At 37.5% G+C, this 24304-nt stretch carries 23 protein-coding genes and 1 other RNA gene; 19 read left to right on the top strand and 5 right to left on the bottom strand.

The window, feature by feature from the left end; all coding sequences use genetic code 11:
• The first annotated feature begins 33 nt into the window (after window positions 1-33).
• The 7 genes from ISS83_01245 to ISS83_01215 all read left to right on the top strand — a co-directional run bounded on the left by ISS83_01245 (window position 34) and on the right by ISS83_01215 (window position 6885).
• The gene (locus ISS83_01245) at window positions 34-684 is read left to right on the top strand and encodes an HD domain-containing protein (GenBank protein ID MBL7142279.1); all 651 of its coding nucleotides are present in this window, start codon (window positions 34-36) and stop codon (window positions 682-684) included.
• Window positions 681-1424 (top strand): hypothetical protein, encoded by a 744-nt coding sequence (locus tag ISS83_01240; GenBank protein MBL7142278.1) that lies wholly within the window; start codon window positions 681-683, stop codon window positions 1422-1424. Before ISS83_01245 ends, ISS83_01240 begins: the two co-directional genes overlap by 4 nt.
• A 5-nt stretch (window positions 1425-1429) precedes the next feature.
• On the top strand, window positions 1430-2443 hold the full coding sequence (locus ISS83_01235; GenBank protein ID MBL7142277.1) for a flippase-like domain-containing protein: 1014 nt from the start codon (window positions 1430-1432) through the stop codon (window positions 2441-2443).
• The gene (locus ISS83_01230) at window positions 2430-3053 is read left to right on the top strand and encodes an MFS transporter (GenBank protein MBL7142276.1); all 624 of its coding nucleotides are present in this window, start codon (window positions 2430-2432) and stop codon (window positions 3051-3053) included. The genes ISS83_01235 and ISS83_01230 overlap by 14 nt, the downstream gene beginning before the upstream one ends.
• A gap of 136 nt (window positions 3054-3189) precedes the next feature.
• On the top strand, window positions 3190-4962 hold the full coding sequence (polX, locus tag ISS83_01225; protein ID MBL7142275.1) for a DNA polymerase/3'-5' exonuclease PolX: 1773 nt from the start codon (window positions 3190-3192) through the stop codon (window positions 4960-4962).
• Between the two features lie 3 nt (window positions 4963-4965).
• Window positions 4966-5400, top strand: coding sequence for an NUDIX domain-containing protein (locus ISS83_01220; GenBank protein MBL7142274.1), 435 nt, complete (start codon window positions 4966-4968; stop codon window positions 5398-5400).
• Window positions 5401-5508: 108 nt separating this feature from the next.
• Entirely contained in the window at window positions 5509-6885 is a 1377-nt protein-coding gene (locus ISS83_01215) for a hypothetical protein (protein ID MBL7142273.1), read from the top strand.
• 66 nt (window positions 6886-6951) lie between these two features.
• Here the strand turns inward: ISS83_01215 and rplT are convergent, their stop codons facing one another.
• The 5 genes from rplT to smpB all read right to left on the bottom strand — a co-directional run bounded on the left by rplT (window position 6952) and on the right by smpB (window position 8812).
• Entirely contained in the window at window positions 6952-7299 is a 348-nt protein-coding gene (rplT, locus tag ISS83_01210) for a 50S ribosomal protein L20 (protein ID MBL7142272.1), read from the bottom strand.
• Between the two features lie 4 nt (window positions 7300-7303).
• Window positions 7304-7489, bottom strand: a complete 186-nt coding sequence (rpmI, locus tag ISS83_01205; protein MBL7142271.1) for a 50S ribosomal protein L35 — start codon at window positions 7487-7489, stop codon at window positions 7304-7306.
• Window positions 7486-7995: a translation initiation factor IF-3 gene (gene infC / locus ISS83_01200; GenBank protein ID MBL7142270.1), complete on the bottom strand. Its 510-nt coding sequence runs from the start codon at window positions 7993-7995 to the stop codon at window positions 7486-7488. Before infC ends, rpmI begins: the two co-directional genes overlap by 4 nt.
• Before the next feature lie 17 nt (window positions 7996-8012).
• Window positions 8013-8370: a transfer-messenger RNA gene (ssrA, locus tag ISS83_01195) on the bottom strand.
• The gene (gene smpB / locus ISS83_01190) at window positions 8363-8812 is read right to left on the bottom strand and encodes an SsrA-binding protein SmpB (GenBank protein MBL7142269.1); all 450 of its coding nucleotides are present in this window, start codon (window positions 8810-8812) and stop codon (window positions 8363-8365) included. The genes ssrA and smpB overlap by 8 nt, the downstream gene beginning before the upstream one ends.
• A gap of 203 nt (window positions 8813-9015) precedes the next feature.
• Here smpB and ISS83_01185 point away from each other — a divergent pair, with 203 nt between their 5' ends.
• The 12 genes from ISS83_01185 to ISS83_01130 all read left to right on the top strand — a co-directional run bounded on the left by ISS83_01185 (window position 9016) and on the right by ISS83_01130 (window position 24304).
• Window positions 9016-10569 (top strand): arginine--tRNA ligase, encoded by a 1554-nt coding sequence (locus ISS83_01185; GenBank protein MBL7142268.1) that lies wholly within the window; start codon window positions 9016-9018, stop codon window positions 10567-10569.
• A 4-nt stretch (window positions 10570-10573) separates the two neighbouring features.
• Complete coding sequence (locus tag ISS83_01180; GenBank protein ID MBL7142267.1) at window positions 10574-11149, top strand: histidine phosphatase family protein; 576 nt, start codon at window positions 10574-10576, stop codon at window positions 11147-11149.
• Between the two features lie 116 nt (window positions 11150-11265).
• A complete protein-coding gene (locus ISS83_01175) occupies window positions 11266-14160 on the top strand; it encodes an isoleucine--tRNA ligase (protein MBL7142266.1) in 2895 nt (964 codons plus the stop codon).
• 1 nt (window position 14161) lies between these two features.
• Window positions 14162-15013, top strand: a complete 852-nt coding sequence (locus ISS83_01170) for a hypothetical protein (protein MBL7142265.1) — start codon at window positions 14162-14164, stop codon at window positions 15011-15013.
• Window positions 15014-15742, top strand: coding sequence for a DNA repair protein RecO (gene recO / locus ISS83_01165; protein MBL7142264.1), 729 nt, complete (start codon window positions 15014-15016; stop codon window positions 15740-15742).
• 156 nt (window positions 15743-15898) lie between these two features.
• Window positions 15899-17575 carry a hypothetical protein gene (locus ISS83_01160; protein ID MBL7142263.1) on the top strand — a complete coding sequence of 559 codons (1677 nt, stop codon included), beginning with the start codon at window positions 15899-15901 and terminating at the stop codon, window positions 17573-17575.
• A gap of 1 nt (window position 17576) precedes the next feature.
• Window positions 17577-18941 carry a glycine--tRNA ligase gene (locus tag ISS83_01155; GenBank protein MBL7142262.1) on the top strand — a complete coding sequence of 455 codons (1365 nt, stop codon included), beginning with the start codon at window positions 17577-17579 and terminating at the stop codon, window positions 18939-18941.
• Window positions 18942-18947: 6 nt separating this feature from the next.
• Window positions 18948-20216 carry an insulinase family protein gene (locus ISS83_01150; protein ID MBL7142261.1) on the top strand — a complete coding sequence of 423 codons (1269 nt, stop codon included), beginning with the start codon at window positions 18948-18950 and terminating at the stop codon, window positions 20214-20216.
• A 132-nt stretch (window positions 20217-20348) separates the two neighbouring features.
• A complete protein-coding gene (locus ISS83_01145; protein MBL7142260.1) occupies window positions 20349-21386 on the top strand; it encodes an AI-2E family transporter in 1038 nt (345 codons plus the stop codon).
• A gap of 1 nt (window position 21387) precedes the next feature.
• Entirely contained in the window at window positions 21388-22056 is a 669-nt protein-coding gene (rsmI, locus tag ISS83_01140) for a 16S rRNA (cytidine(1402)-2'-O)-methyltransferase (protein MBL7142259.1), read from the top strand.
• Window positions 22053-23453 carry a methionine--tRNA ligase gene (locus ISS83_01135; protein ID MBL7142258.1) on the top strand — a complete coding sequence of 467 codons (1401 nt, stop codon included), beginning with the start codon at window positions 22053-22055 and terminating at the stop codon, window positions 23451-23453. The genes rsmI and ISS83_01135 overlap by 4 nt, the downstream gene beginning before the upstream one ends.
• Window positions 23453-24304: a TatD family hydrolase gene (locus tag ISS83_01130; protein MBL7142257.1), complete on the top strand. Its 852-nt coding sequence runs from the start codon at window positions 23453-23455 to the stop codon at window positions 24302-24304. The genes ISS83_01135 and ISS83_01130 overlap by 1 nt, the downstream gene beginning before the upstream one ends.

Genomic DNA, 24304 nt, shown 5'->3' with positions numbered 1-24304 from the left:
GGGTTTTGACTCTCTTTTTTATTTAGCTGGAATATGATAAATTTAATTAGTATGAAAGACGTACTCAATTTTTTAATTAAAGTTGGCAAATTAAAGAGAAAAGATAGAAAAGGGTGGGTGATAAACCAGATTAAAAACCCGGAAAGCATTGCCGAGCATATTTTTCGCGCAGCCATATTAGGATGGATTTTGGGCAGGAAGAAAAAGGGCATTAATATGGAAAAGCTTATAAAAATTGCTCTTGTCCATGATTTGTGCGAAATATATGCTGGAGACACAACTCCATACGACTCAATCTTGCCGAAGAACAAAAAACAGCTTAAAAAGTTGATGAAAACCTGGCCGAGATTCTCAGATGCTGAAAAGGAAAAGATTGCTGCTGGCAAATATAAGAGAGAGAAAAAAGGATTGGAAAAACTTATCGCAAAATTGCCAGCCGATTTGAAAAACGAGATAAGGAATATCTGGTTGGATTACGAAAAAAAATTGACTCCGGAAGGAAGATTTTTCCATCAGGCAGACAGAATGGAAAACTTTTTACAGGCTTATGAATACTGGGAAAAGTACAAAAATCCTCCCTTGGCTCCTTGGTGGTTGTGGGCAAGAGAATTTTTTGACGATGATGTTTTATTGGAATTTATAGAAGTTTTGGAAAAAAGATTCCATAAAAAGAGAAAAAGATGAAGAAATTTATTTATCTTTTCGTAATTTTTATCGGTTTATTCATACTTTTTGGACCGGAAGTCATGCCGAATAATTTCCAGCCGCAGGAAGCTTTAGCGCTGTCTCAAAACAGCGATGTTATCATCATTTTTAATCCAGGAGGCTGGGGCAATGTACCCCTTGGGGAAGCAGATGATTTTGCCCCGATTATTGAAAAAATACAGCAGACTTTTGATCAGTGGGGGTACAGCACAGTGGTTATCCCCTATGTCAGAACAAAAGACGATTTGTTGGGTAAGGTGTCCGGTTTAAGAGAGTTATCAAACAATTTTAAAAATTCTTCAAAAGATTTGGCTGAAAAAATAGAAGAGATTAATAAAGTTTTTCCGGACAAGAAAATAATTATTACCGGGCTTTCTATCGGCGGAGCTTTTGTTACGAAAACTTACGAAAACATTTCCGAAGAAATCAAAGATTCAGTTTTTGCTATTGCCGTTGGCACTCCTTTTTGGGCAGATAATTTTGAAACAGACAATATCATCCAAGTGGACAACGAAGGAAAAGACAGTTTAGTTGGGGGCCAAGTCAGCCCTTTGTTTTTTTCTTTGATTGAAAGCCCTTTTAAGTGGCTAGCTGCTAAGATTAACGGACAGTATTTGTCTCTTTCCAGGGCTTTTCAAGCGCCAGGACATAATTATTTCTGGGAATCTCCCGAGGTCGGTCCTAAAATTGTCAGTTTTCTCAGCGATAAATTCCGCTGATTCATATGAAAAAACTTTTACTTTTCCTATTTTCTTTTTTAGTCGGTGCATTGATTTTCTTTTGGGTTTTAAAGATAGTCGGCTGGCAGGAGATTAAAAACGCGCTCTTGGTTTTTACCGGCTGGCAGGGGTTGGCCATTCTCTTTATCACTTTTCTTATGGCTGTATTCGGCACCTGGAAATGGAAAGAGATTCTGGATGGCAAGGGCCAGAAAATATCTTTTAGGGAGATGTGGCGAATTTATATTGCCACTTTTTCCATCAGGCTTTTAGCGCCGATATTGATTGTCGGAGCAGAAATTTTCCAGGGATATATGCTTAAAAAAAGGGATGAGGTACCCTGGCCGCAGGGCATGGCCTCAGTGATACTGGATAGGATTCTGGAATGGACGGTGAACTTGATAGTCATTCTGTTTGGGGCCGTCTTCTTTCTTTTGACTATCGGCATCCCGCCGATGAAGCTTCTTATATGCGTCGGTATTATCATTTTATTTTTTATCGCTGCTATTTCGTTCTTTTACGTTAAAGCTTTCAAAAAGCAGAGTATGACGAAGTTTTTGGGCAGATTTATGAACAATGGACAGGAAAACCATCTTTTTGAAATTGAAAAAGAAATATTTTCCTTTTTTAAGCCAAGAAAACAGAATATGTGGAAGGTTTTTATCCTGAATTTTTTAAGAACTGGTTTGATGATTTTGCGGACTTGGCTTTTAATCATTTTCTTGGGAGGAAAGATTGGTTTTTTGTCTGCTATATCAGTCCTCGGTTTTACCTATCTGGCAATGATTATTCCCATTCCTACTTCTCTCGGTTCCCATGAAGCAGTTCAGTCATTTGCCTTTAATTATCTGCACCTAAAGACGGCAACAGCCACTGCTTTCACCATGATTATCAGAGGTGCTGAATTGATGGTTGCTTTGCTCGGCATTTTCATTTTATTCCGTTTGGGAGTATCTTTGATAAAAAACATAATTTTTAAAAGAGCCAACAAAGCTTTAAACAACTATGACGGGGATTAATAAAGTTATCAAAACTCTCATTATTTCCGATTTTTTTCTTCAGTGCGGCTGGGGATTAATCGGCCCAATTTTTGCCATTTTCATAACCCAGCAAATTAATGGCGGCAACTTAGCTGCTGTTGGTCTTATTGCTGCCACTTTTTGGTTTGTTAAATCAGTTGCCCAGCCATTTATCGCCCATTACCTTGACGTCAAGAAAGGAGAGAAAGACGATTTTAACCTTTTGGTTTTCGGCATGTTTTTCGCCAATTTGATTCCTTTGGCATATATTTTTACCACGGAGCTTTGGCATATATTTTTACTGGAAGCGATAAGAGGACTGTGTATGGCCTGCGTTTTGCCCAGCTGGGCAGGTATTTTCACCAGGCATATTGATAGAGGATGGGAGGCGTTTTCCTGGAGTATTGAGAGCACTACCATTGGCTTTGCTTTCAGTTTTGCCGCTGCTTTCGGCGGAATATTAGCTACTTTCTTAGGCTTTAAGATTATTTTCGTTTTAATAAGTCTTTTTGGATTAGGAGCCACTTTCCTTTTGTTTTTTATGCGCAACCATCTTTTTCACAGAGATGGCTTTATTCCGAGAGTTCCGCCTACGGAAAAACCATTTTAATCAATGAACCCCGTTAGAAGTTTGCCACGGTTAAACATGCTAAAGATTAAACAATTACTTTATTTCGTTAAACTTCCGCCGAAAAAGAACCTTTGGTCTTTTTTGGCCAATAATACATATGCAAACTTCTAACGGGGTGAATAACCAAGAATTAGCCAAAGTCTTTTACGAAATTTCCGATTACTTGGAAATGGATAAAGTGGCTTTCAAACCTTATGCCTATCAAAAGGCAGCCATTGCTTTGGAGAGCATGGAAGAAGATGTTGAAGATATTTACAGACGGGGAGGAATTAAAGATCTTGAGGAAATTCCGGGAGTCGGCAAAAGTATCGCCGAAAAGATTGAAGAATATTTGAAAACAGGAAAAATACAATATTATCAGCAGTTCAAGAAACGTTTGCCCTTAGATCTGGAAGAGATAATTGCTGTTGAGGGAATGGGACCAAAAAGAGCAAAGTTGCTTTATCAGAAATTGGGAGTAAGAAACGTTAAGGAGCTGGAAAAAGCAGCTAAGGCTCACAAGATTGCTGCTTTGGAGGGATTCGGCGAGAAAACAGAGAAAAATCTTTTAGAAGGAATTGCTTTTTTGAAAAGATCAAAAGGAAGATTTCTGCTTGGTGAGATTCTGCCGAAAGTAAAAGAAATTTTAGACAAGCTAAAAGCCTTAAAAGAAGTGGAACAGATAAGCGAAGCTGGTTCTGTCAGAAGAAGGAAAGAAACCATTGGCGACGTTGATATTTTAATAACGGCGAAAAATCTTCACCCCGTTAGAAAAAAATCTTCTAATGGGGCAAAAAAAGTAATGGATTTTTTTGTTCAGCTGCCGAATATAACAAAAATATGGGGGAAAGGAACGACGAAATCTTCCATAAGGCTGAGAGAGGGGTTTGACGTTGATTTGAGAGTGGTTTCTAAAAAATCTTTCGGTTCAGCCTTGCAGTATTTTACCGGTTCCAAAGAGCATAATATTGTTTTAAGGAGAATTGCCATTAAAAAAGGAATGAAGCTGAACGAATACGGGCTTTTTAAAGGAAAGAAAATGATTGCTGGCTGGTATGAAAACGGCGTTTACAAGGCTTTAGGTCTTTCCTGGATTGAACCGGAACTGAGAGAAGACCAGGGTGAGTTGGAAGCAGCTCGAAATGGGGAATTGCCAAAAATTATTGGCTATAAAGATATTAAGGGTGATTTGCATTGTCATTCTGCTTGGGATGGTGGAACAAATACGATTGAAGTTATGGCAAAAGCGGCTCAGGACATGGGTTATCAATATATCGGCATTGCTGACCATACAAAGTTCTTAAGAATTGAGAACGGATTGGACGAAAAAGAATTAGAACAACAACGGAAAGAGATTGATAAATTAAATGAAAAACTTGCCCCGTACCGAACCAAAGGTTCTGATGCGGGGTTCCACATTCTCCAAGGGTGTGAAGCTAATATATTGTCTGACGGTTCGATTGATATTAAAGATAAAGCATTGGAAAAACTGGATTTTGTTATTGCCGGAATACATTCAGCTTTTAAAATGGAAAAATCAAAAATGACAGAAAGAATGATTAAAGCGATGAGAAATCCGAATGTAGATATAATTTCCCATCCAACAGGCAGGATTTTAAAGAAGAGAGACGAATATCAGATAGACTTTGATAAAATTCTGAAGGTGGCCAAGGAAACGAAAACGATTTTAGAAATCAATGCTTGGCCGGAAAGATTGGATTTGAACGAAAAGAATATTAAAAAAGCCAAAGAAGCTGGCGTGAAGATGGTAATTAATACCGATTCACACGATAAAAACCATATGCGATTCATGAATTTCGGCATTGCCCAGGCTCGTCGTGGTTGGGCAGAAAAAAGCGATATCATTAACAGCCAGCCATTAGCAAAATTATTGCAATATTTTAAATAAACTATGCCTGTTGAAAAGTCTGCCGGCGTCATCGTTTTCAGAAAATCAGAAGGTAAACTCTTTTACCTTCTTTTGCACTATCCCAGAGGGTCCAGAAGGCCAAAACCTTATTGGGATTTTCCTAAAGGACATATTGAAAAAGGTGAAAAGCTGATAATGACAGCCAGGAGAGAAACAACTGAGGAGACAGGATTGACTGATATTAGTTTTATTAAAGGGTTTGAAGAAAAAATTAAATATTTTTTTGAATTTAAAGGTAAAACAATCTTAAAATTCGTTGTTTTCTACTTAGCCGAAACAAAAACAAAAAGAGTAAAGATTTCGAAAGAGCATATGGGGTACAAATGGCTTCCTTTCGAGAGAGCATTAAAACAGCTGAAATTCCAAAATGCCAAAAGAATCCTCAAAAAAGCAAATAATTTCCTTGTTATTGAATAGTAAGATTGGACAAGGAAATCAGCGAATACAGATATGGGAAAATCTCTTTACTTAAAAAAGAAAGAATGATAGTAAAAAACAGGAGGGTTGTTATTTAACAACTCAATAATGAAAAAAGGAGGCCTAAAAATGGCAGGATTTTTTGCTCTAAGTGTTAACCCTAACCTATATAAAGGTAATTTCTTGGAGGATTTGTTCTGGGAGACTTTTTATCAACAACATCTGGGCGAAGTTTATGCCGGCTTAACGACCTTTGACGGAGAAAAAATAAAAATCCGTACTCATCGAGGATTATTTAGATCTACCTTCAGCAATGATTTAGCTGATATGAATGGAACTGAAGGCATTGGTTACTGCGGTGAAAACCGAGAGCCGATTTTAGTAGATTCAAGAATGGGAGAGCTTTGTACCTGTTTTTCCGGCAATCTCATTAACCATAACGAATTAATCGAAAGATTTAAGACCTTCGGCCATTCTTTTGCTTGGGGAGGAGCGGATATCGAGTTAATTGCCAAACTGATAGCTCAGGGAGACAATGTGGTTGACGGCATAAAACAAATGACCCAGGAGATAGAGGGCGCTTATTCTTTGGCAATTCTTACTCCACAGGGAATTTATGTTGTTTGTTGTCCGACTGGTCACTGGCCGTTAGTAGTTGGTGAAAAGCAAGGAGCAGTAGCAGTTGCTTCTGACCCTTGTGGTTTCGAAAATTTTGGGTTCAAACTCCAGCGAGACATAAACCCGGGAGAAATTGTCCTGCTCAAGGATGGCGTTTTAAAAACCCAAGACCGCATGCCGACCAAGAAGATACAGACTTGTACTTTCGTCTGGATTTACACTAATTATCCCAATGCGGTATTTAGGGGAATCCCCGCTTCTTTAGTTAGAAAACGATTATCAGCGCTTCTAGCTAAAAGAGATATTAAGAGGGGATTTATACCCGATGTGGTAATACCCGTTCCTCATTCTGGTCGGTTTCCCGCCATCGGATACCATCAAGAATTTTGCCGGCAGATAAACAGAGGAAAGATAACTAAGATACCAGAATACGATGAAGCCCTGCTTAAATATCAATATGCCGGTAGGAGCTATCCTCGTTTATCCAAAGAGGAAAGAGAGTTGGAGGCACACATTAAGCAACTATCGAGTGGTGAAGATTATTCAGGGAAAATTGTGGTTGTATGCGATGACTCAATTCGTCGAGGAACCCAAATTTCTGAAAATCTAATTCCAAAACTTAAAGCGATAGGTATCAAAGAAATTCATTTGCGAATTGCTAATCCAGAATCGTTTTCTTACTGTCTCTGGGCCAAAACGGTTCAACGAGGAGAACTGCTTGCCGCTCGGATTCCTTCTAAAGAAGAAAGAGTCGAATTCTTGGGAGTGGATAGTTTGGAACATCCAACGATTCAGGAATTAGCCGAGTCAATCGGGCTTCCTCTTGACACTTTATGCGTCGATTGCGATTTGCCAGTTTCAATATGAAAAAAGTCGCAAAAAGCCGTCTCATTAATGAGACGGCTTTTAAAATAAAATCAGGGTTTAGTTAGGCTAACTTTTAACTTCTTCAACAATCTTTTCAAAAATTTGAGGATGATTTTGGCACAGCTGGGACAATATTTTTCGGTCAATCTCAATCTTATTCTTCTTTAAATTGGCGATAAACTTTGAATAAGACAGGCCTTGTTTCCGGCAGGCGCCATTAATACTTGTCTGCCAAAGTTTCCTAAATTCTCTCTTTTTTGTTTTTCTGTCCCGATAAGAGTATTCCCAGGCATGGTAAAGAGCGTCTTTCGCTAATTTGTATTTTGATTTCCTTCCCCAGCGAAAGCCTTTAGTCTGTTTTAATACTTTTTTCCTGCGCTTGTGCGCCGTTGTTCCTCGTTTAACTCGAGCCATAATATTATATTCCTAATAACCTTTTAATTTTTTTGACTTCGCTCTTTGAAACTTCTTTCCATTTCCGGCTTTGTCTGCCTTTTTTGCCAGATTTTTTCGCCAAATAGTGGTTAAGCTGAGTTGGTTTTCTCAGAATCTTGCCGGATTTGGTAACCTTAAAGCGTTTTTTTACTGATTTTCTTGTTTTCATAATTTTGAAATTATCATTGTAAATCCTCTTGCTTCCCTTTTTAATTCCCGTTCTCTTTTTATCGGGACAAGTTCATTTAATGTGTTGAGGAATTTCTCTACTTTCTCTCTGGCAAAATCCTGGAGAGCTTTTTGCCTTCCCCTTAAGGGCAGATCTATTCTTACTTGGTCTCCTCTTTTCAGGAATTTTTCTGCCTGATGGGCCCGCGTTTCCAGATCGTGCTGGGAGATATTGAAAGTTAATCTTATTCCTTTCAAATCTCCGCCTTTATGTTTGTGTATTGCTTTTTCTTTTTTCTCTTCCCGATAAAGGTATTTTCCGTAATCTCCCAAACGGCAGACAGGCGGGTCTACTTTTTCTGTAACTTGAATTAAATCTAAATTGCGCTCACGAGCCATGCTGAGCGCTTCTTCCAAAGTAATCACTCCCACTTGTTTTTCAGCTTCATCAATCAGTCTTACCTCTCTCGCTCTTATTCGATTGTTGGCTAATAGTCTTTTAATCAAATTATATAATTTAATTTTTGTGGAGATGGCGGGATTTGGACCCGCGTCTGAGGAGTTCTCCCAAAACAATTCTACAGGCTTAGTCAGGTTTTAAAAAAGAATATAGAGTCAAAACCCGACAAAATATCTATACCCTGAATCCGATTTTTTTTTCAATAGTTTTCCCGGATTCAGAAAAACTATCTCATCTCGCTAATTTTGACACTCGATTTTGCTAAGCGAGAATCGGCAAAACGAATGGCTCTGCTACTTATGCGTAAGCAAGAGCAGGTTGTTTGAATAAGTTGGCACTTATCCTTTTTGCCAGTTTTTTACAAGTGCTGACAACTTGGCCTGCTTATTTCAGTCCGCTTCTCATCGAAGCATATCATCCCCGCATTTTTAATTCTCTTTCTATTTCTTTTGTAAGCGTTCTTTTTTTAATCGTTTCTCTCTTATCTGCCTTCTTTTTTCCCTTGGCTATGCCGAATTCAAGCTTTATCTTAGCTTTTTTAGTATATACCTTTAATGGCACTAAAGTCAATCCTTTTTCTTTGGTTTTACCGATTAAGTATTTGATTTCAGATCTTTTCAAAAGAAGTTTTCTTTGGCGTTCAGGCAGATAGTCAGCTGGAGCGTTTTTCGGCTGGTAGGGAGGAATATGAGCTCCGACCAGGAAGAGTTCATTATTGCTCAGAGTTACATAGGAGCCTGCCAGGTTTATCCTCCCTGTTTTTATTGATTTTACTTCCTGTCCGATTAAAGCAATGCCAGCCTCGATTTTCTCCAGGATTTCATAGTTAAAATATGCTTTTTTATTGTCTGATAATACCTTCATACCCGGTAGTAGAAATTCGACAAATTCTTATTTTTTTTCACTGCCGCGGCAGTGGTCGAATTTTCACTACCGGGTATAATTTAAGTTTACCCCGTTAGATAAAGTTGTAAACACCTAAGATTGATTCATTATTTTATTAATATCTAACGGGGTTTAACATTAAATCCTTTAATTTTTAAATGAAATAAGCTAAAATAACTAATATGACAGCCAGAAATGAGGTCAAAAATTTGCTTGAAAAAGCGATAAAAAAGCTGTACAAACAGGAAGTTGAAGTTAAAATAGACAGGCCAACAGAGCCTGCTTTTGGCGATTATACGAGCAACGTGGCAATGGTGCTAAAAAAGGATCCTCAGGAGATAGCTGACAATATAAAATCCGACATTTTAGATAGAATTGAAGTGAAAAACGGCTTTATCAATTTTTTTCTTTCAAAAGAGTATTTACAAAACAAAGCCGAAGAAATTTTAAAAAAGGAAGATAAATTCGGAAACTTAGAAATCGGCAAAAATAAAAAAATAGACATTGAATATATTTGCGCCAATCCCACAGGAGAATTGCATATCGGTCATGGTAGAGGCGCTTTTTTAGGTGAAACATTGGCCAATGTTTTTAAAAAGAGCGGGTTTAAGGTTTTTCGCTCTCACTATGCTAATGATGCCAAAAGCAGCTCCCAGATTAAGGAATTGGGCAAAACAGCTTTGGGAGAAGGGACAACTTATTTGAATGAATACCTTGAGAAAAAGATAAATAAATTAAAGCCAGAAATCAGCAAGTGCAAGAATGAAAGGGATGCGGGTTCTTTTTTGGCTCAGGCAGTCCAAAAAGACATTAAAGATTTTATTGAGAAGAAACTGAAGATTAGGTTTGATTTCTGGGTTTCTGAAGAAAAAGATTTATATCAAAAAGGAAAGATAACTAAGATATATGATTGGCTTAAAAAACAGCGCTTGGTCTACGAGAGAGACAACGCCCAATGGCTAAGAACTTCAGCTTTTGGCGATTCAAAAGACTGGGTTATTGTCAGGGAAACAGGAGACTTTACTTACCTTTTACCTGATATTGCCTATCACAAAGACAGGTTTGATAGGAAATACGACAAAATAATCAATATCTGGGGCGCTGACCATCAAGGGCACGTTAACAAGATAAAAGCAGTAAGTAGGATACTTGATTACAAAGGGGAGCTGGTTTTTCTGATAACCCAGGTTGTCAGGTTAAAAGGAGAAAAGATGTCCAAAAGAAAGGGGAAAGTGATAACCTTGGAATGGCTGATTAACGAAGCCGGCGCAGACGCAGTCAGATTCATATATTTAATGAAGTCGCCCGATACCCAGATGGAATTTGACGTAGCATTGGCCAAAGACCAGTCAGATAAAAACCCTGTTTATTATGTACAGTATGCTCATGCCAGAATTTGCAGTATTTTAAGGAAACTGAAAAATGAGAATCATAAATTAAAGCCAGCGATTAAGAACTTGAAACTTTTGAATCATCCGTCTGAATTAGGGCTTATCAAACAATTAATTAAGTTTCCGGAAATCATTGAAGATACGGCAAAAGATTATCAGGTTCAAAGGATTCCTCAATATGCTTTGGATTTAGCTGCTTCCTTCCATCAGTTTTACCATGATTGCCGGGTCATTTCAGAAGACGTTCATTTGTCTGAAGCTCGTTTGGGATTATCTTTGGCAACTAAAATAATCTTAAAGAGTGTTTTGTCTTTAATTGGCATTTCTGCTCCGGAAAAGATGTAATTATATGAATAACCATTATTTTATTATACGGCACGGAGAAAACGTTTATCAGGTTAAAAAAAAGAGATTTATTTATCCTTTGAGGGACAATTTCTCGATTAAAATGACACAAAAAGGGAAAGATCAGGTAAAAAGAAGTTTGAAAAGAATTAAAAAAGAAAAAATAGATTTCATTTATTCTTCTGATTTTTACAGGACAAAAGAAACCGCAAAAATCGCTTCAAGAGAATTAAATATTAAGAAAATAAATTTTGACAAAAGGCTTAGAGACGTAAATCTTGGCGTTTTTCACGGCAGACTTAAAGAAGAATATTACAAGTTTTTCAATTACAAGAAAAGAAAGTTTTCTAAAAGGCCCCCTGAGGGAGAGAGCTGGGCTGACCTTAAAAAGAGAATGCTCAGTTTTTTAAATGATATTGATAGAAAATACAAAAACAAGAAAATTTTAATTGTCGGTCACGGCGATCCTTTGTGGCTGTTTGAGGGCATAATCAAGAAGATAAGCAATCAGAAGCTTTTAAAAGAGGTTTTCTACAAAAAAAACTTTATCAAAGTGGGTGAATTAAGAAAGGTTAATTAATATGCCCCGTAATACAACATCCAGAATGCTTCGCATTAAAAGTTTAATTAAAGTTATTATGTTGAATATATTATTAAATAAAAACAATCTTCAGGATGTTTTCGCATTGAAAATGCCTGGATGTTGATATACAGGGTATGGAATTAAATTTCCCCCAAATAGAGCAGAAAATACTGAAATTTTGGCAGGAGAACAGGATTTTTGAAAAACTGAGAAAGAAAAACCAGGATAAGAAACGATGGTCTTTTTTGGACGGTCCGATAACCGCCAACAATCCGATGGGTGTTCATCATGCCTGGGGAAGGACTTACAAGGACGTTTTCCAGAGATACAAGGCTCTTCAGGGCTTTGATCAGAGGTTTCAGAACGGCTTTGACTGCCAGGGTCTTTGGGTTGAAGTAGAAGTGGAAAAAGAGCTCGGATTTAAAAACAAAAAAGACATTGAAAAATACGGCATAGCCAATTTTGTCAACAAATGTAAAGAAAGGGTCAGGAAGTATTCTAAAGTTCAAACAGAACAGTCAATCAGATTGGGCCAGTGGATGGATTGGGATAATTCATATTATACGATGTCTGATGATAACAACTACGCTATTTGGAATTTTTTAAAGAAATGCTGGAAAGACGAACTGCTCTACAAAGGAAGAGACGTTGTTCCCTGGTGCATTCGTTGTGGCACAGCCATTTCCCAGCACGAGATTTTAACAGAAGAATACCAGGAAATCACCCATAGATCAGTTTTTGTTAAGTTGCCTGTTATTGGGCAAGAAAAGACATATCTTTTGGTTTGGACAACTACTCCTTGGACGTTGCCAGCGAACGTGGCAATAGCTGTAAATCCGAAATTGATTTATACCGAAATTAAGAGTGAAGACAACGATATTCTCATTTTGCAAAAAGACAAAGCAGGAATTTTCGGGAAGTTAGAAATAATCAGAGAGTTTCCGGGAAAAGATTTGGAAGGGTTGGAGTACGGGGGAATGTTTGACGAATTGCCGGCAGTTAAAGAGACTTTAGGTAATTTTAAACATAAAGTCATACTGTGGGATGAAGTTTCAGAAGAAGAAGGAACGGGTATCGTCCATATTGCTCCTGGTTGTGGACAAGAGGACTTTCAGCTCGGCAAGAAATTCAATCTTCCTGTCATTGATCCTTTAAATGATGAAAGCAGATATAAAGAAGGATTCGGATTTTTAACCGGAAATCTGGCAGCAGAAGTTAATGAAATGATTTTTGATGATTTAAGAAACAAGAATGTTGTTTACCGAATTGAAAATTACAAGCACCGGTATCCGACCTGTTGGCGCTGTAAGGAAGATTTGATATTCCGTTTAGTTGATGAATGGTATATTTCCATGGAGAAACTGAGAAAGCCATTGATGCATATAGTTAAAAAGATAAAATGGTTGCCTTCTTTCGGTTTGGAAAGAGAGTTGGATTGGTTAAAGAATATGCAGGACTGGCTGATTTCTAAAAAAAGATATTGGGGATTAGCTTTGCCGATTTTTGAATGTTCCTGCGGACATTTTGAAGTTATTGGTTCAAAAGAAGAATTGAAAAAAAGAGCAGTTGAAGGCTGGCAGGATTTTGAGGGAAATTCTCCTCATCGGCCATGGGTGGATAAAGTTAAAATCAAATGTTCAAAATGCGGCAAATTAATTTCCCGTATTCCTGACGTCGGCAATCCGTGGCTGGATGCTGGAATTGTTTCCTTTTCCACCATGGGATATTCCACTGACAAGAATTATTGGAAAAAATGGTTTCCGGCTGATTTGATTTGCGAGTCTTTCCCCGGCCAATTCAAAAACTGGTTTTATTCTTTGATTGTTATGAGTATGGTTTTGGAAAAGAAAAATCCGACAAAAACGATTTTCGGATACGCGTTGGTTCGCGATGAAAAAGGGGAAGAGATGCACAAGTCCAAGGGTAATGCCATTTGGTTTGACGAAGCGGTTGAGAAGATAGGAGCAGATCCTATGAGATGGCTTTATGCCAAGCAGAATCCGGCTTATAATCTTAATTTTGGCTACAAGCTTGCCGAAGAGACGAAAAGGAAACTTTTGACTTTATACAATTCCATTGAATTCTTTACTACTTACATTTCTGCCGAAGAATATTCTGATAAAGAAAATATTGTTGAAAGCAAGAACTGCTTGGATACTTGGATTCTTTCCCGTTTGAACAATTTAATAGCCAAGGTGACAAAGGATTTGGATGGTTACGACGTAATGTCAGCGACCTTGGCCATTGAAGATTTTTTCATAAATGATTTGTCTTTGTGGTATATCCGCAGATCGAGAAAGCGCTTCCAAAAACCGGATAATCCGGAAGAAAAAAGAGAAGCTTCTCAAACCCTTTACTGTATTATTGTTAATTTATTGAACATAATAGCTCCGATAATGCCGTTTTTTGCCGAAGAAAACTACCAGAAGTTCAAAAAAGACGGAATGCCAGAATCAGTTCATTTAATCGAATGGCCAGGAGTTAATAAAAAATATATTATGAATGACCTTGAAGAGAAAATGCAAAAAGTTAGAGAGATAGTTGCTTTAACTTTGACAGAAAGAGCTTCGGTCGGCATTAAAACAAGACAGCCCTTACAGAGCTTGAAGGTAAAAAACGTGAAATTAAAATTTGATTCAGGATTACTGGATTTAATAAAAGAGGAGGTAAATGTAAAAGAAGTGGTTTTTGACAATAAGATAAAGAAAGAAGTGGAATTAGATACTGAGATTAGCGCGGAACTGAAAGAAGAAGGAACAGTCAGAGAATTGATCCGAAACATTCAGGAAATGAGAAAGAAAGCCGGCTTAAAACCGAAAGATGAAATCTTAGTAAGCTATTCTGGCAGTGGCGAACTTGGTAATATTTTAGCTAAAAATAGGGATTTTATTTTAAAGGAAGCTAGGGTAAAAGATTTGATTTCAGGAGAGGCACAAGAAGGTTTTGATATGGAAAAAGAAGTTGCAATTGGCGGGCAGAATATATTACTGGTGATTAAAAAAATATAATATGTTAGAAAAAGAACCACAACTTATAAAACCAACTCCTGAATTTGAGAAAAATGAGAGCGAAGTATTGGAAAAGCAGCAAGAACGGGGCGAAAAAAAAGACAGGATAAGAGAGTTAAAGGATTACATGAAGAAAATGTTTGAGGAATTGAGACAAGAGGGTATTCCTATTAACGAAAAAGCAAGGATTAATATGGATGATTTCAGAAAAACTCATGGGGATTCATTGGTTGAATCGCACAAGGCGCGCGTTAAAGATTTAAAAAAGAGATTTAAAGAAGCGGATATTGGCAGAAATTTATCGGCATGGGCTCATCCTAAAGAAGAAGCATTAAAGGGTGTATCTACGGGCGAGGTTTTTGAAATGTTGACAACTTCTATTTTTCATAAAAAATTAAGGAAAGATTTTATTGTAACCAGAACTTCAGAATATGATGACTTTGAAAATAATATAGACAATATAATTTTAGAAAGAGAAACCGGAAATATAGTTTGCGCCTTTGATGAGGTAGGAGTTAATAGTGGAGAAACGTTTGAAAAGAAAAAGAATAAAGTTTCTGAAATAAACCGGTATAAAGGCGGAGCCAACCTTAGATACGGCATTTTTTTAGAAAAAAAGGCTGGCAAAATGGAGTTAAAAAAGGGGAACATCAATAACATTCCGCTTTTTTATCTTTCAATGTCAGAAGAAGAAATAAAAAACAATTTGGATAATCCAGAAAGACAGGAAGAGTCGTTTTATAATTTTATCGACTCAGTCAAAAAACAGATAGAGGAACTTAAAAAATATCAGGTGCATCCAAAGCTGAAAGAGCGTTTGGATTCTTTTGAAGAAGTTATCGAGAAATTTTAAATGTTTACCCACTACCGGACACAAGGATTCATTTTAAAAAAGAAAGATGTCGGAGAAGCGGATCGTCTTTTCACTTTTTTTACCAAAGATTTCGGCAAATTGGAATTATTGGCCAGAGCGGAAAGGAAAATTACATCAAAGTTAAGAGCTGGCCTGGAACTTTTCTATCTTTCGGAAATTGAGTTTATTCAGGGCAAAGCTTATAAAACTTTGACAGATGCGATTTTGATTGAAAGTTTTGGCAAATTGAGAAAAAGCCTAAAATCTGTAGCTATTGCTTTCAAGATTGCTGAAATTTCAGATAGCTTGCTGAAGGGTCAGGAACCGGACGAAAAACTCTGGTGGTTAATTAAAGAAACTTTTGAAAAGCTGAATGATCGGAAGATAAAAACCGAAACACGCAATTTAGTTTATCATTATTTTCTTTGGAATTTTCTTTCTTTATTGGGCTATCAGATTGAATTTTATCGCTGCGCTTCTTGTAATAAAAAGCTAATTCCAGAGAAAATCTATTTCAGTTTTAAAAAAGGAGGGCTGATATGCAATAACTGCGGCAAAACTGAAAAACTGGAAAATCCGATAAGCCTGAATGCGATAAAATTAATCAGAATTTTGTTAAAAAAGGACTTATCAGCTTTACCAAGATTAAAAGTCGAAAAAGAAGATTTAGATTCATTAAAGGAAATATCTAATTATTATTTTTCCGAGATTTTGAAGGAAACCCAATAATTTGCTAATATAATTAAAGGCGAAGAGGCCTTAGTCCTCTTCTTCACCTTCGTTTGCTCAATGAAATATTTATTTCATTTCGCGTTCGAGAGATAAATATGAATTGAGTGAGAGATGAGATTTATCTCATCGAACTTATAAATAAAAACTCGGTATATGAGAAAACTTACTATTTTTATCATCGTTTTGGCGGTAGTCGTAGGGATTATCGGTTTTTATTATTACCAGAGAAACGTTTATTCGAAAGAAGTCTTGAAGTTTGAGATTCTGGGACCGGAAGAAACAGAATTGCTTCAGGAGATTGAATACGTTGTCAAATATAAGAACAACGGGAATGTTAATTTGGAAGAGCCCGAGTTAATTTTTGACTATCCTGAGTATGCTGTGCCCACAGACTATACCTCTTTAAGGGTGGTTAAAAAGTCAGAAGAACTGGGAGGAGCGATTTATCCCGGTCAGGAAAAAACTTTCATTTTTAAAGGACGGCTTATGGGTAAGGAAGGAGAAGTTAAGGAAGCTAAGGTTTCTCTGAGTTATTCTCCAAAGAATTTAAGAGCCCGCTATACATCAAAAACTTCATTCACGACAATAATCAAGAAAATTCCTCTTAATTTGGAATTTGATTTGCCGGCAAAAATTGAATCTGGTAAAATATTCAGCCTTAATTTGAATTATTTCTCGAATATCGATTATCCGCTTTCCGACTTGAGGATAATGGTTGAATATCCTTCGGGTTTTGAGTTTGTCGATTCTAACCCTAAGTCTCTGGAAAAAACAGAATGGGAAATCGGCCTTTTGAATAAAACCCAGGGAGGTAGAATCCAAATTTCAGGCAAGCTTTCCGGTACCATCGGAGAAGAAAAGATTTTTAGGGCGAAGCTGGGCAGCTGGAAAGACGGCAACTTCATTATTTTGAGGGATGTGTCAAAAGGAATATCTATTATTAAGCCCACTTTGTACATCACTCAGGAAATCAACGGTAATCCGAAGTTTGTCGCTAACCCGGGCGATTTGCTCCATTATGAGATTTTCTTCAAGAACATTGGCGAAGAAGCTTTGAACGATATGTTCATGCTGGTTACCTTAAGCGGCTCTTCGTTTGATTTTGTTACTACCAAGACTCTGGACGGCGATTTCACTTCGGGCGATAATTCCATAATTTGGGACTGGAGAAGAGTAAGCAAGCTTCAGTTCTTGCATCCGCAGGAAGAAGGCAAGGTTGAATTCTGGATAAAATTGAAAGACTTCCAGGAAATTAAAAGCCCGTCAGAGGCGAATCCGCAGATTACTTCAACGATCTTTTTGAGTCAGGTCAAAGAAATATTCACCAACAAAGTTAATTCAAAACTGGCTGTTTTCCAAAAAGGGTATTTTAATGATGAGGTTTTTGGAAACTCAGGCCCTCTTCCGCCGACTGTCGGACAATCAACCACCTACACAATCTCCTGGCAGGTTAAGAATTATTACAACGATATGAAAGACGTTAAGGTCAAAGCTACTTTACCTAGCAATGTCAGTTTGACGGGCAAGATGTTTCCGGAAGAACAAAAAAACAATTTCACTTTTGATTCCCAATCCAAGGAAATAGTTTGGAACATCGGAGATTTGTCAGCCGGCCAGGGAATTTTGAATCAAGCGCCAAATATTTCATTCCAGATTTCCTTTTGGCCGGATTCAAGCCAGATGGGCCAGACACCTGTCTTAATTAACGAAGCAAGGATCAGCGGTCAGGACCAGTGGACTGGCGAAACCTTGCAGACTACCAGCCCTTCAATTAATACTGGTTTGCCGGACGATTCAAGCGTTGGCTATGAAAAGAGCATTGTTCGCTAATATGGAAAATCTTTTGGAAAAAATCATTTCATTGACCAAGAGGCGTGGTTTTATCTTTCAATCTTCAGAGATTTACGGCGGTTTTGGTTCTTGCTATGATTTCGGGCCTTTGGGAACGGAAATGAAGAATAATATCAAGAAAGCTTGGTGGGATGAGATGACAAAAAAGCAGGAGAATATTGTCGGCTTGGATGCAGCTATTTTAATGTCTCCTCAAGTTTGGCAGGCTTCAGGCCATTTGAGTGCCGGATTTGCCGATGAGCTGGTTGAATGCAAGAAATGCCACAAGAGATTTAAATTAGATGAAATCCAGAATAAAAAGCCTGCCCCGTACCGAACCGAAGGTTCTGGTGCGGGGTGTCCAGAATGCGGCGGCGAACTGACAGAAGCGAAGAAATTCAATTTAATGATGAAAACTTTCGTCGGTTCTCTTGAAAATGAAGCAGTTGCTACTTATCTGAGGGCGGAAACCTGCCAGGGGATATATCTTAATTTTCTTAATGTTTTAAATTCGATGCGCCTGAAAGTTCCTTTTGGTATAGCTCAGATCGGCAAAGCTTTTAGGAATGAGATTACTCCGGGTAACTTCGTTTATAGAACTCGAGAATTTGAACAGATGGAAATGCAGTGGTTTTGCCATCCGAAAACAGCTGACAAATTCTTTGAAAACTGGAAAAAATCAAGAATGGATTGGTATTTAAAGCTTGGCGTGAAAAAAGAGAATTTGCGCTTTAGAGAAGTGGAAAAATCAGATCTGGCGCATTACGCCAAAAGAGCGGCTGACATTGAATATAAGTTTCCTTTCGGTTGGAAAGAAATTGAAGGTATCCACGACAGGGGGGATTGGGATTTATCAAACCACGCAAAGCATTCCAGGCAGGATTTGCGCTACTTTGACGAGGAAATAAAAGAAAAGTACTATCCTTACATCATTGAAACTTCAGCTGGCGCCGACAGAAGCTTTTTGACTTTTTTAATTGACGCTTATTCCGAAACAAAAGGCGGCAGGACGAAAACAACAGAATCGACAAAAGAAACGGAGGTGACACTTAAGCTGGATAAAAGTTTGGCGCCGGTGAAAATAGCAGTTCTTCCTTTGGTTAAAAACAAGCAGGAGTTAACCAAAAAAGCCAAAGAGATTTATCAACTTTTAAAGCCTCATTTTGTTTGTCAGTACGATGAATTAGGTTCAATAGGCAGAAGATATCGCCGTCAAGACGAGGTTGGTACGATTTTCTGTTTAACCATAGATTTTGAAACTTTAAAAAATGATGACTTGACCGTCCGTAACCGCGACACTATGAAACAAGAAAGAGTAAAAACAAAAGACTTAGTTGAGCTTTTTAAGAATAAGCTGGGAAAATAACTTTTTATGGCTTTAAAGAAAACCGTTTTAAAGAACGGATTACGCATTATTACTTACCCAATGGAAAATACGCGGGTTTTGACCTTACTTGTTTTATTTGGCGCTGGAACAAAATATGAAACTAAGAAAATTAACGGTATTTCTCATTTTTTGGAACATATAGTTTTTAAGGGGACAAAGAAACGGCCAAATCCCACAGATATTGCCAAAGAGATAGATAAGGTTGGCGGCATTATTAATGCTTATACTGGCAAGGAATTAATGGGTTTTTGGACAAAAGTTGATTCAAAGCACCTTGAACTTTCTTGCGATATCATTTCAGACATGATTTTCAATCCCCTTATTAAAGAGAAAGCCGTTGAAAAGGAAAAGAAGACAATTATTGAAGAAATTAACATGTCTCTTGATATGCCGCAGGCATATATTTTAGAGCTCTGGGAAAAACTTTTATATGGAGATCAGCCGGCTGGCTGGATGATTTCAGGAGAAAAAGAAACAGTAAGGCAAATCTCTCGAGAGGACGTAATAAAATATTCTAAAAATCAATTTAACGCAAAGAATGCAGTTATAGTTTTAGCTGGAAATTTTTCAGAAAAAGAAGCAATTTTTAAATTAAAGAAGTTTTTCGATAAATTTAAAAAGAATAAAACTTTGTCTAAAAAGCCCGTAGTTGAAAAGCAAAAAACTCCGCAAGTTCTGATTCAAACAAAAGAAACAGATCAGACTCACTTAGCTTTGGGCGTGAGAGCTTATAATATTTTTTCTCAAAAAAGATATCCTTTAGCAGTATTAGCCAATCTTTTGGGCGGGAATATGAGTTCCAGGCTTTTTACCGAAATCAGGGAAAAGAGGGGTATGGCTTACCATGTTAGAGCAATGGCTGAAGCATATACTGATTCAGGATATCTAATTACTCATACCGGACTCGACAATAAAAGAACAGTAGATGCAATTAAGGTCATTATTAAGGAATACCGAAAACTAAAAGAAAAAAAAGTATCAAAAGCAGAGCTTCAAAAAGCCAAAGACAATATAAAAGGTCATCTTTATTTGGGGTTAGAAACTTCTGAAGCTTGGGCAACATATTTTGGCGAACAGGAAATATTAAAGGGCAATATTGATACTCCGGAAAAACAATGCCAGATGATTGATAAAGTCAGCCAGAATGATATTCTGAAAGTAGCCAAAGAGATTTTCAGAAATGATAAGTTGAATCTGGCTTTAATCGGCCCCTTTAAAGACAAAGAAAAATTTCAAAAGTTGCTAAAATTATGAACCCCGTTAGAAGTCTTTGTCAGAAAAAATTTAAATTAAAATTTTTTCTGTTCTGCAATAACGGGGTATAATCAAAAAACAAAGGATGTCTGAAATTGGTTTAAAGCCATATAAAGACAGACTTCTAACGGGGTGAACAGCGAAAAACTATTGGATATTTCCTGGAGGAGCATTTTAAAGGTTGCTTTGGCCGCTCTTATCATTTATCTCCTTTATGAAATCAGGGATATTTTGATTTTGATCATTTTCGCTTTGATTATTTCGGTTTTGTTCAATCCGGCAATAGATTTCCTGCAAAGGAGAAGAGTTCACCGCGTTCTGGCTACCGGTTTGGTCTATGTTTTGATTTTCGGCTTTTTTGGGGGAGCAATATATTTGATATCTTTGTCTTTTATCCCTGAAATCAGGCAGTTCGCCGAACTTTTCTCGCAATACTTTGAAAAAATAACTCCGCCTTTAAAATGGCTGGGTATAGGAGCTTTTGAAAGCTTTGAAAGTTTCATTGCCTCTTCTGAAAATTGGTTATTAGGCGCTTCTTCGAATATTTTTACTGCTCTCTCAGCTGTTTTCGGTGGAATCTTTTCCGCTTTTACCATTTTTTCCCTTGCTTTTTTCTTTTCTCTGGAAGGCAAATGGGCAGAAAGAGCGATCAGGCTTTTTTTCCCGAAGAAAAACGAGGATTATGCAGTAAGCGTTTGGGAAAGATCTCAGCAGAAGATTTCAGGATGGTTCGGTACAAGGGTTTTATGCTGCTTTTTCGTGGGATTGGCTTCTTTTCTCGCTTTAAAACTGTTTAAGATTGATTACGCTTTCAGTTTGGGTTTGTTTGCCGGCATCACCAACATTATTCCCATTATTGGTCCGGTATTGGCTGGAGGAGTAATTGCTATTTTGGTTTTCTTGGAGGACTGGTTAAAAGCCATATTCATTCTGATTGTTTTCTTTCTGATCCAGCAGATAGAGGGAAATATTCTTACTCCGATTTTGAGCAAAAAATTCATCGGATTGCCGCCAGTTTTGGTTTTAATCGCTTTATTGATTGGCGGACAGCTTTGGGGATTGTTAGGCGCTATCCTGGCAATTCCTTTAGCCGGAATCTTTTTTGAATTCATCAGTGATTTTTTCAAAAAAAGAAAAGACCGCATAAGTTCAGAAGAAGCGGTTGCATAAAATGGCATTTCTTTACATTATTGCTACTCCCATCGGGAATTTAGAAGACGTTTCAAAAAGAGCCCTCCGCATTTTATCGGAGGTTGATTTAATTTTGTGCGAAGACACCAGGAAAACCAAAATATTATTGGATTCCTATGGCATTAAAAAACAAACAATAAGCTATCACCAGCATTCAAAACTCAATAAAACAGACTATATTGTTGATTTATTAAAGGCAGACAAGAATTTGGCCCTTGTTTCGGATGCTGGGACTCCTGGCATTTCTGATCCAGGAAATTTATTGATTGATGAAGTAGCAAAAAGCTTGGGGGATAAGGTTAAGATTATTCCTGTGCCCGGAGCTTCAGCTGTGATTGCAGCTGCTTCGGTTTCCGGATTTCCGACTGACAGATTCTTGTTTTTGGGCTTTCCGCCGGTAAAAAACAAACGAAAGAAGTTTTTTGAAGAAGCGGTCAATTCAAAATACCCGGTAATTCTTTATGAATCGCCTTACAGGATTATAAAAACATTGGAAGAATTGAAAAATATGGATAAAGGATTGAGGGTGGTGGTTTGCCGCGAACTGACCAAGAAATTTGAAACAATTTACCGCGGGAACATCGAAAAAGTGATAAAAGACGTTCAAAATGATAAAATAAAAGGAGAATTCGTTATTATTGTACGATGAAGAATAAATTTTATATCACAACCAGTATTGCCTACACAAATGCTTTGCCGCATATCGGCTTTGCTTTAGAATTGGTCCAGACAGACGTACTGGCTCGCTATCAGAGAATTTTGGGAAAGGATGTTTTCTTTCTGACCGGGACGGACGAGCACGGGTTAAAAATTGAAAGGAAGGCTGAAGAACAAGGGAAAGCGCCAATTGTTTTTGTTGATGAAATTTCTGAGAGATATAGGGCTTTAACAAAAGTTTTAAATATTTCCAACAATGATTTCATCAGGACGACTGATAGGAAAAGGCACTGGCCGACAGTTGAAAAGTTTTGGAATCAACTGGTCAAAAAGGGAGATATTTATAAAAAGAAATACAAGGGGCTTTATTGCGTTGGCTGCGAAGCTTTTGTTAAAGAAAAAGATTTGGTAAATGGAAAATGCCCTAACCACGATAATAAGCCGGAACCGGTTGAGGAAGAGAATTATTTTTTCAAACTTTCAAAATATGCTTCTTTAGTGAAAAAAGAGATAGAGAAAGATAAAATTAAAATTATTCCGGAAAGCAGAAAGAATGAAATTTTAAGTTTCATCAACCAGGGGATAGAAGATATCAGTGTTTCCCGGTCTAAAGACAGTTCAAAATGGGGGATACCAGTGCCTGATGATCCCGATCAAATAACATATGTTTGGTTTGAGGCTTTGCTTAATTATCTTTTTCCTCATCGATATTGGCCAGCTGATGTCCACTGCCTTGGCAAGGATATATTCCGTTTCCACGCTTTAATGTGGCCAGCCATGCTTTTTGCTGCTGGCTTGGAAAGGCCGAAGAATATATTCGTCCACGGCTTTATCACTGCTGACGGAAAAAAAATGTCAAAAAGCCTGGGAAATGTTATTGGTCCCTTTGAATTAGTCGGAAAATATAGCGTAGATGCTGTCAGATATTTTCTTTTGCGCGAGATTCCTTCGACCGAGGACGGCGATTTTACCTATGATAAGTTTGAACAGAGATATAATTCGGATTTAGCCAGCGGTATAGGTAATTTGGTGGCCAGAGTGGTTAAAATCGCACAGAGCCTGAAATTATCTGTTCCTGGCAAGCTTTCAGACAAAGGTTTTCAGAAAGCAATCGATAGAAGCAAGAAAGAATACAAGAAAGCGCTAGACGAATTCAAATTTAATGAAGCCTTGGCCGTTATTTGGGAATTAATCAGTTTTTGCGACAAATATATTGAAAAAGAAAGGCCTTGGGAGCAGTCTGATAACCAAAAAGCGATATTAAACAACCTGCTGTTTACTATTAACGAAATCGCTTCTTTATTGAAACCATTTTTGCCAGAAACTTCTGAAAAGATACTTGAGCATTTAAAAAGTGAAAAAAGCATACCTTTATTTCCGAGAATATAATGATGATTGACACCCACGCTCATCTTAATTTTAATGCTTACAAAGATGATGCCGACGAAGTGATTCGTCGGTCTTTAGATAACGATGTTTGGATAATAAACGTCGGCTCAACTTACGAAACGTCAAAAAGAGCGGTTGAAATGGCTGAAAAGCATGAACAAGGCGTATATGCCGCTATCGGTCTTCATCCGATTCATTTAGCTGAAGGAATCTTTAAGACAAAGCTAGATACGGAAGAAATAGCTTTTAAGACGCAAAACGAAGATTTTGATTACGAGAAGTATAAAGCATTAGCAAAATCAGAAAGCCGCCTCATCGGCGGCCCGTCGAAGAGACGGGTGGTCGCTATCGGCGAAATAGGCCTGGATTATTATTATCGGCCGAAGACCAAAACAAAGCTGGAAGTATTTAAAGAAAAACAGAGAGAAACGTTTTTAAAAGAGATTGATTTGGCTAAAGAATTGAATCTTCCGATAATTTTCCATTGCCGCACGGCACACGATGAACTTATTGAAATACTCGGGCAGTATGGCGGTAAATTGCAAGGAGTTATTCATTGTTTTTCTGGGGATTGGCAGCAAGCTGAAAAATATCTTGATATGGGTTTTTATCTCGGATTCAACGGAATAATTTTTAAGTTGAATTTGGACGAAGTTATTGAGAAAATTTCGCTTAATAAGATTTTGGTTGAGACAGATTGCCCCTACTTGACGCCGCCTCCCATGATCGGCCGCAATGAGCCAATATATGTAAAATACGTTGCTGAAAGAATTGCTAAAATTAGGAAATTGAGCTATGAAGAAATATTGGAAGTAACTACTGAAAATGCTAAGAAATTATTCAATATTTAA

It is taken from the genome of Candidatus Paceibacterota bacterium (assembly GCA_016782605.1).
Classification (GTDB): Bacteria; Patescibacteriota; Minisyncoccia; order Minisyncoccales; family RBG-13-42-11; genus BS750m-G71.
The sequence above is the reverse complement of the archived record's forward strand: the minus strand, read 5'-3'. Positions and strand labels throughout refer to the sequence as shown.

What these genes read in the sequence shown, in the direction of transcription:
- ISS83_01245 (MBL7142279.1), top strand. Translation starts at nt 34, where the DNA reads ATGATAAATTTAATTAGTATGAAAGACGTACTCAATTTTTTAATTAAA.
- ISS83_01240 (MBL7142278.1), top strand. Translation starts at nt 681, where the DNA reads ATGAAGAAATTTATTTATCTTTTCGTAATTTTTATCGGTTTATTCATA.
- ISS83_01235 (MBL7142277.1), top strand. Translation starts at nt 1,430, where the DNA reads ATGAAAAAACTTTTACTTTTCCTATTTTCTTTTTTAGTCGGTGCATTG.
- ISS83_01230 (MBL7142276.1), top strand. Translation starts at nt 2,430, where the DNA reads ATGACGGGGATTAATAAAGTTATCAAAACTCTCATTATTTCCGATTTT.
- ISS83_01220 (MBL7142274.1), top strand. Translation starts at nt 4,966, where the DNA reads ATGCCTGTTGAAAAGTCTGCCGGCGTCATCGTTTTCAGAAAATCAGAA.
- ISS83_01215 (MBL7142273.1), top strand. Translation starts at nt 5,509, where the DNA reads ATGAAAAAAGGAGGCCTAAAAATGGCAGGATTTTTTGCTCTAAGTGTT.
- rplT (MBL7142272.1), bottom strand. Translation starts at nt 7,299, where the DNA reads ATGGCTCGAGTTAAACGAGGAACAACGGCGCACAAGCGCAGGAAAAAA.
- rpmI (MBL7142271.1), bottom strand. Translation starts at nt 7,489, where the DNA reads ATGAAAACAAGAAAATCAGTAAAAAAACGCTTTAAGGTTACCAAATCC.
- smpB (MBL7142269.1), bottom strand. Translation starts at nt 8,812, where the DNA reads ATGAAGGTATTATCAGACAATAAAAAAGCATATTTTAACTATGAAATC.
- ISS83_01185 (MBL7142268.1), top strand. Translation starts at nt 9,016, where the DNA reads ATGACAGCCAGAAATGAGGTCAAAAATTTGCTTGAAAAAGCGATAAAA.
- ISS83_01180 (MBL7142267.1), top strand. Translation starts at nt 10,574, where the DNA reads ATGAATAACCATTATTTTATTATACGGCACGGAGAAAACGTTTATCAG.
- ISS83_01170 (MBL7142265.1), top strand. Translation starts at nt 14,162, where the DNA reads ATGTTAGAAAAAGAACCACAACTTATAAAACCAACTCCTGAATTTGAG.
- recO (MBL7142264.1), top strand. Translation starts at nt 15,014, where the DNA reads ATGTTTACCCACTACCGGACACAAGGATTCATTTTAAAAAAGAAAGAT.
- ISS83_01160 (MBL7142263.1), top strand. Translation starts at nt 15,899, where the DNA reads ATGAGAAAACTTACTATTTTTATCATCGTTTTGGCGGTAGTCGTAGGG.
- ISS83_01155 (MBL7142262.1), top strand. Translation starts at nt 17,577, where the DNA reads ATGGAAAATCTTTTGGAAAAAATCATTTCATTGACCAAGAGGCGTGGT.
- ISS83_01150 (MBL7142261.1), top strand. Translation starts at nt 18,948, where the DNA reads ATGGCTTTAAAGAAAACCGTTTTAAAGAACGGATTACGCATTATTACT.
- rsmI (MBL7142259.1), top strand. Translation starts at nt 21,388, where the DNA reads ATGGCATTTCTTTACATTATTGCTACTCCCATCGGGAATTTAGAAGAC.
- ISS83_01135 (MBL7142258.1), top strand. Translation starts at nt 22,053, where the DNA reads ATGAAGAATAAATTTTATATCACAACCAGTATTGCCTACACAAATGCT.
- ISS83_01130 (MBL7142257.1), top strand. Translation starts at nt 23,453, where the DNA reads ATGATGATTGACACCCACGCTCATCTTAATTTTAATGCTTACAAAGAT.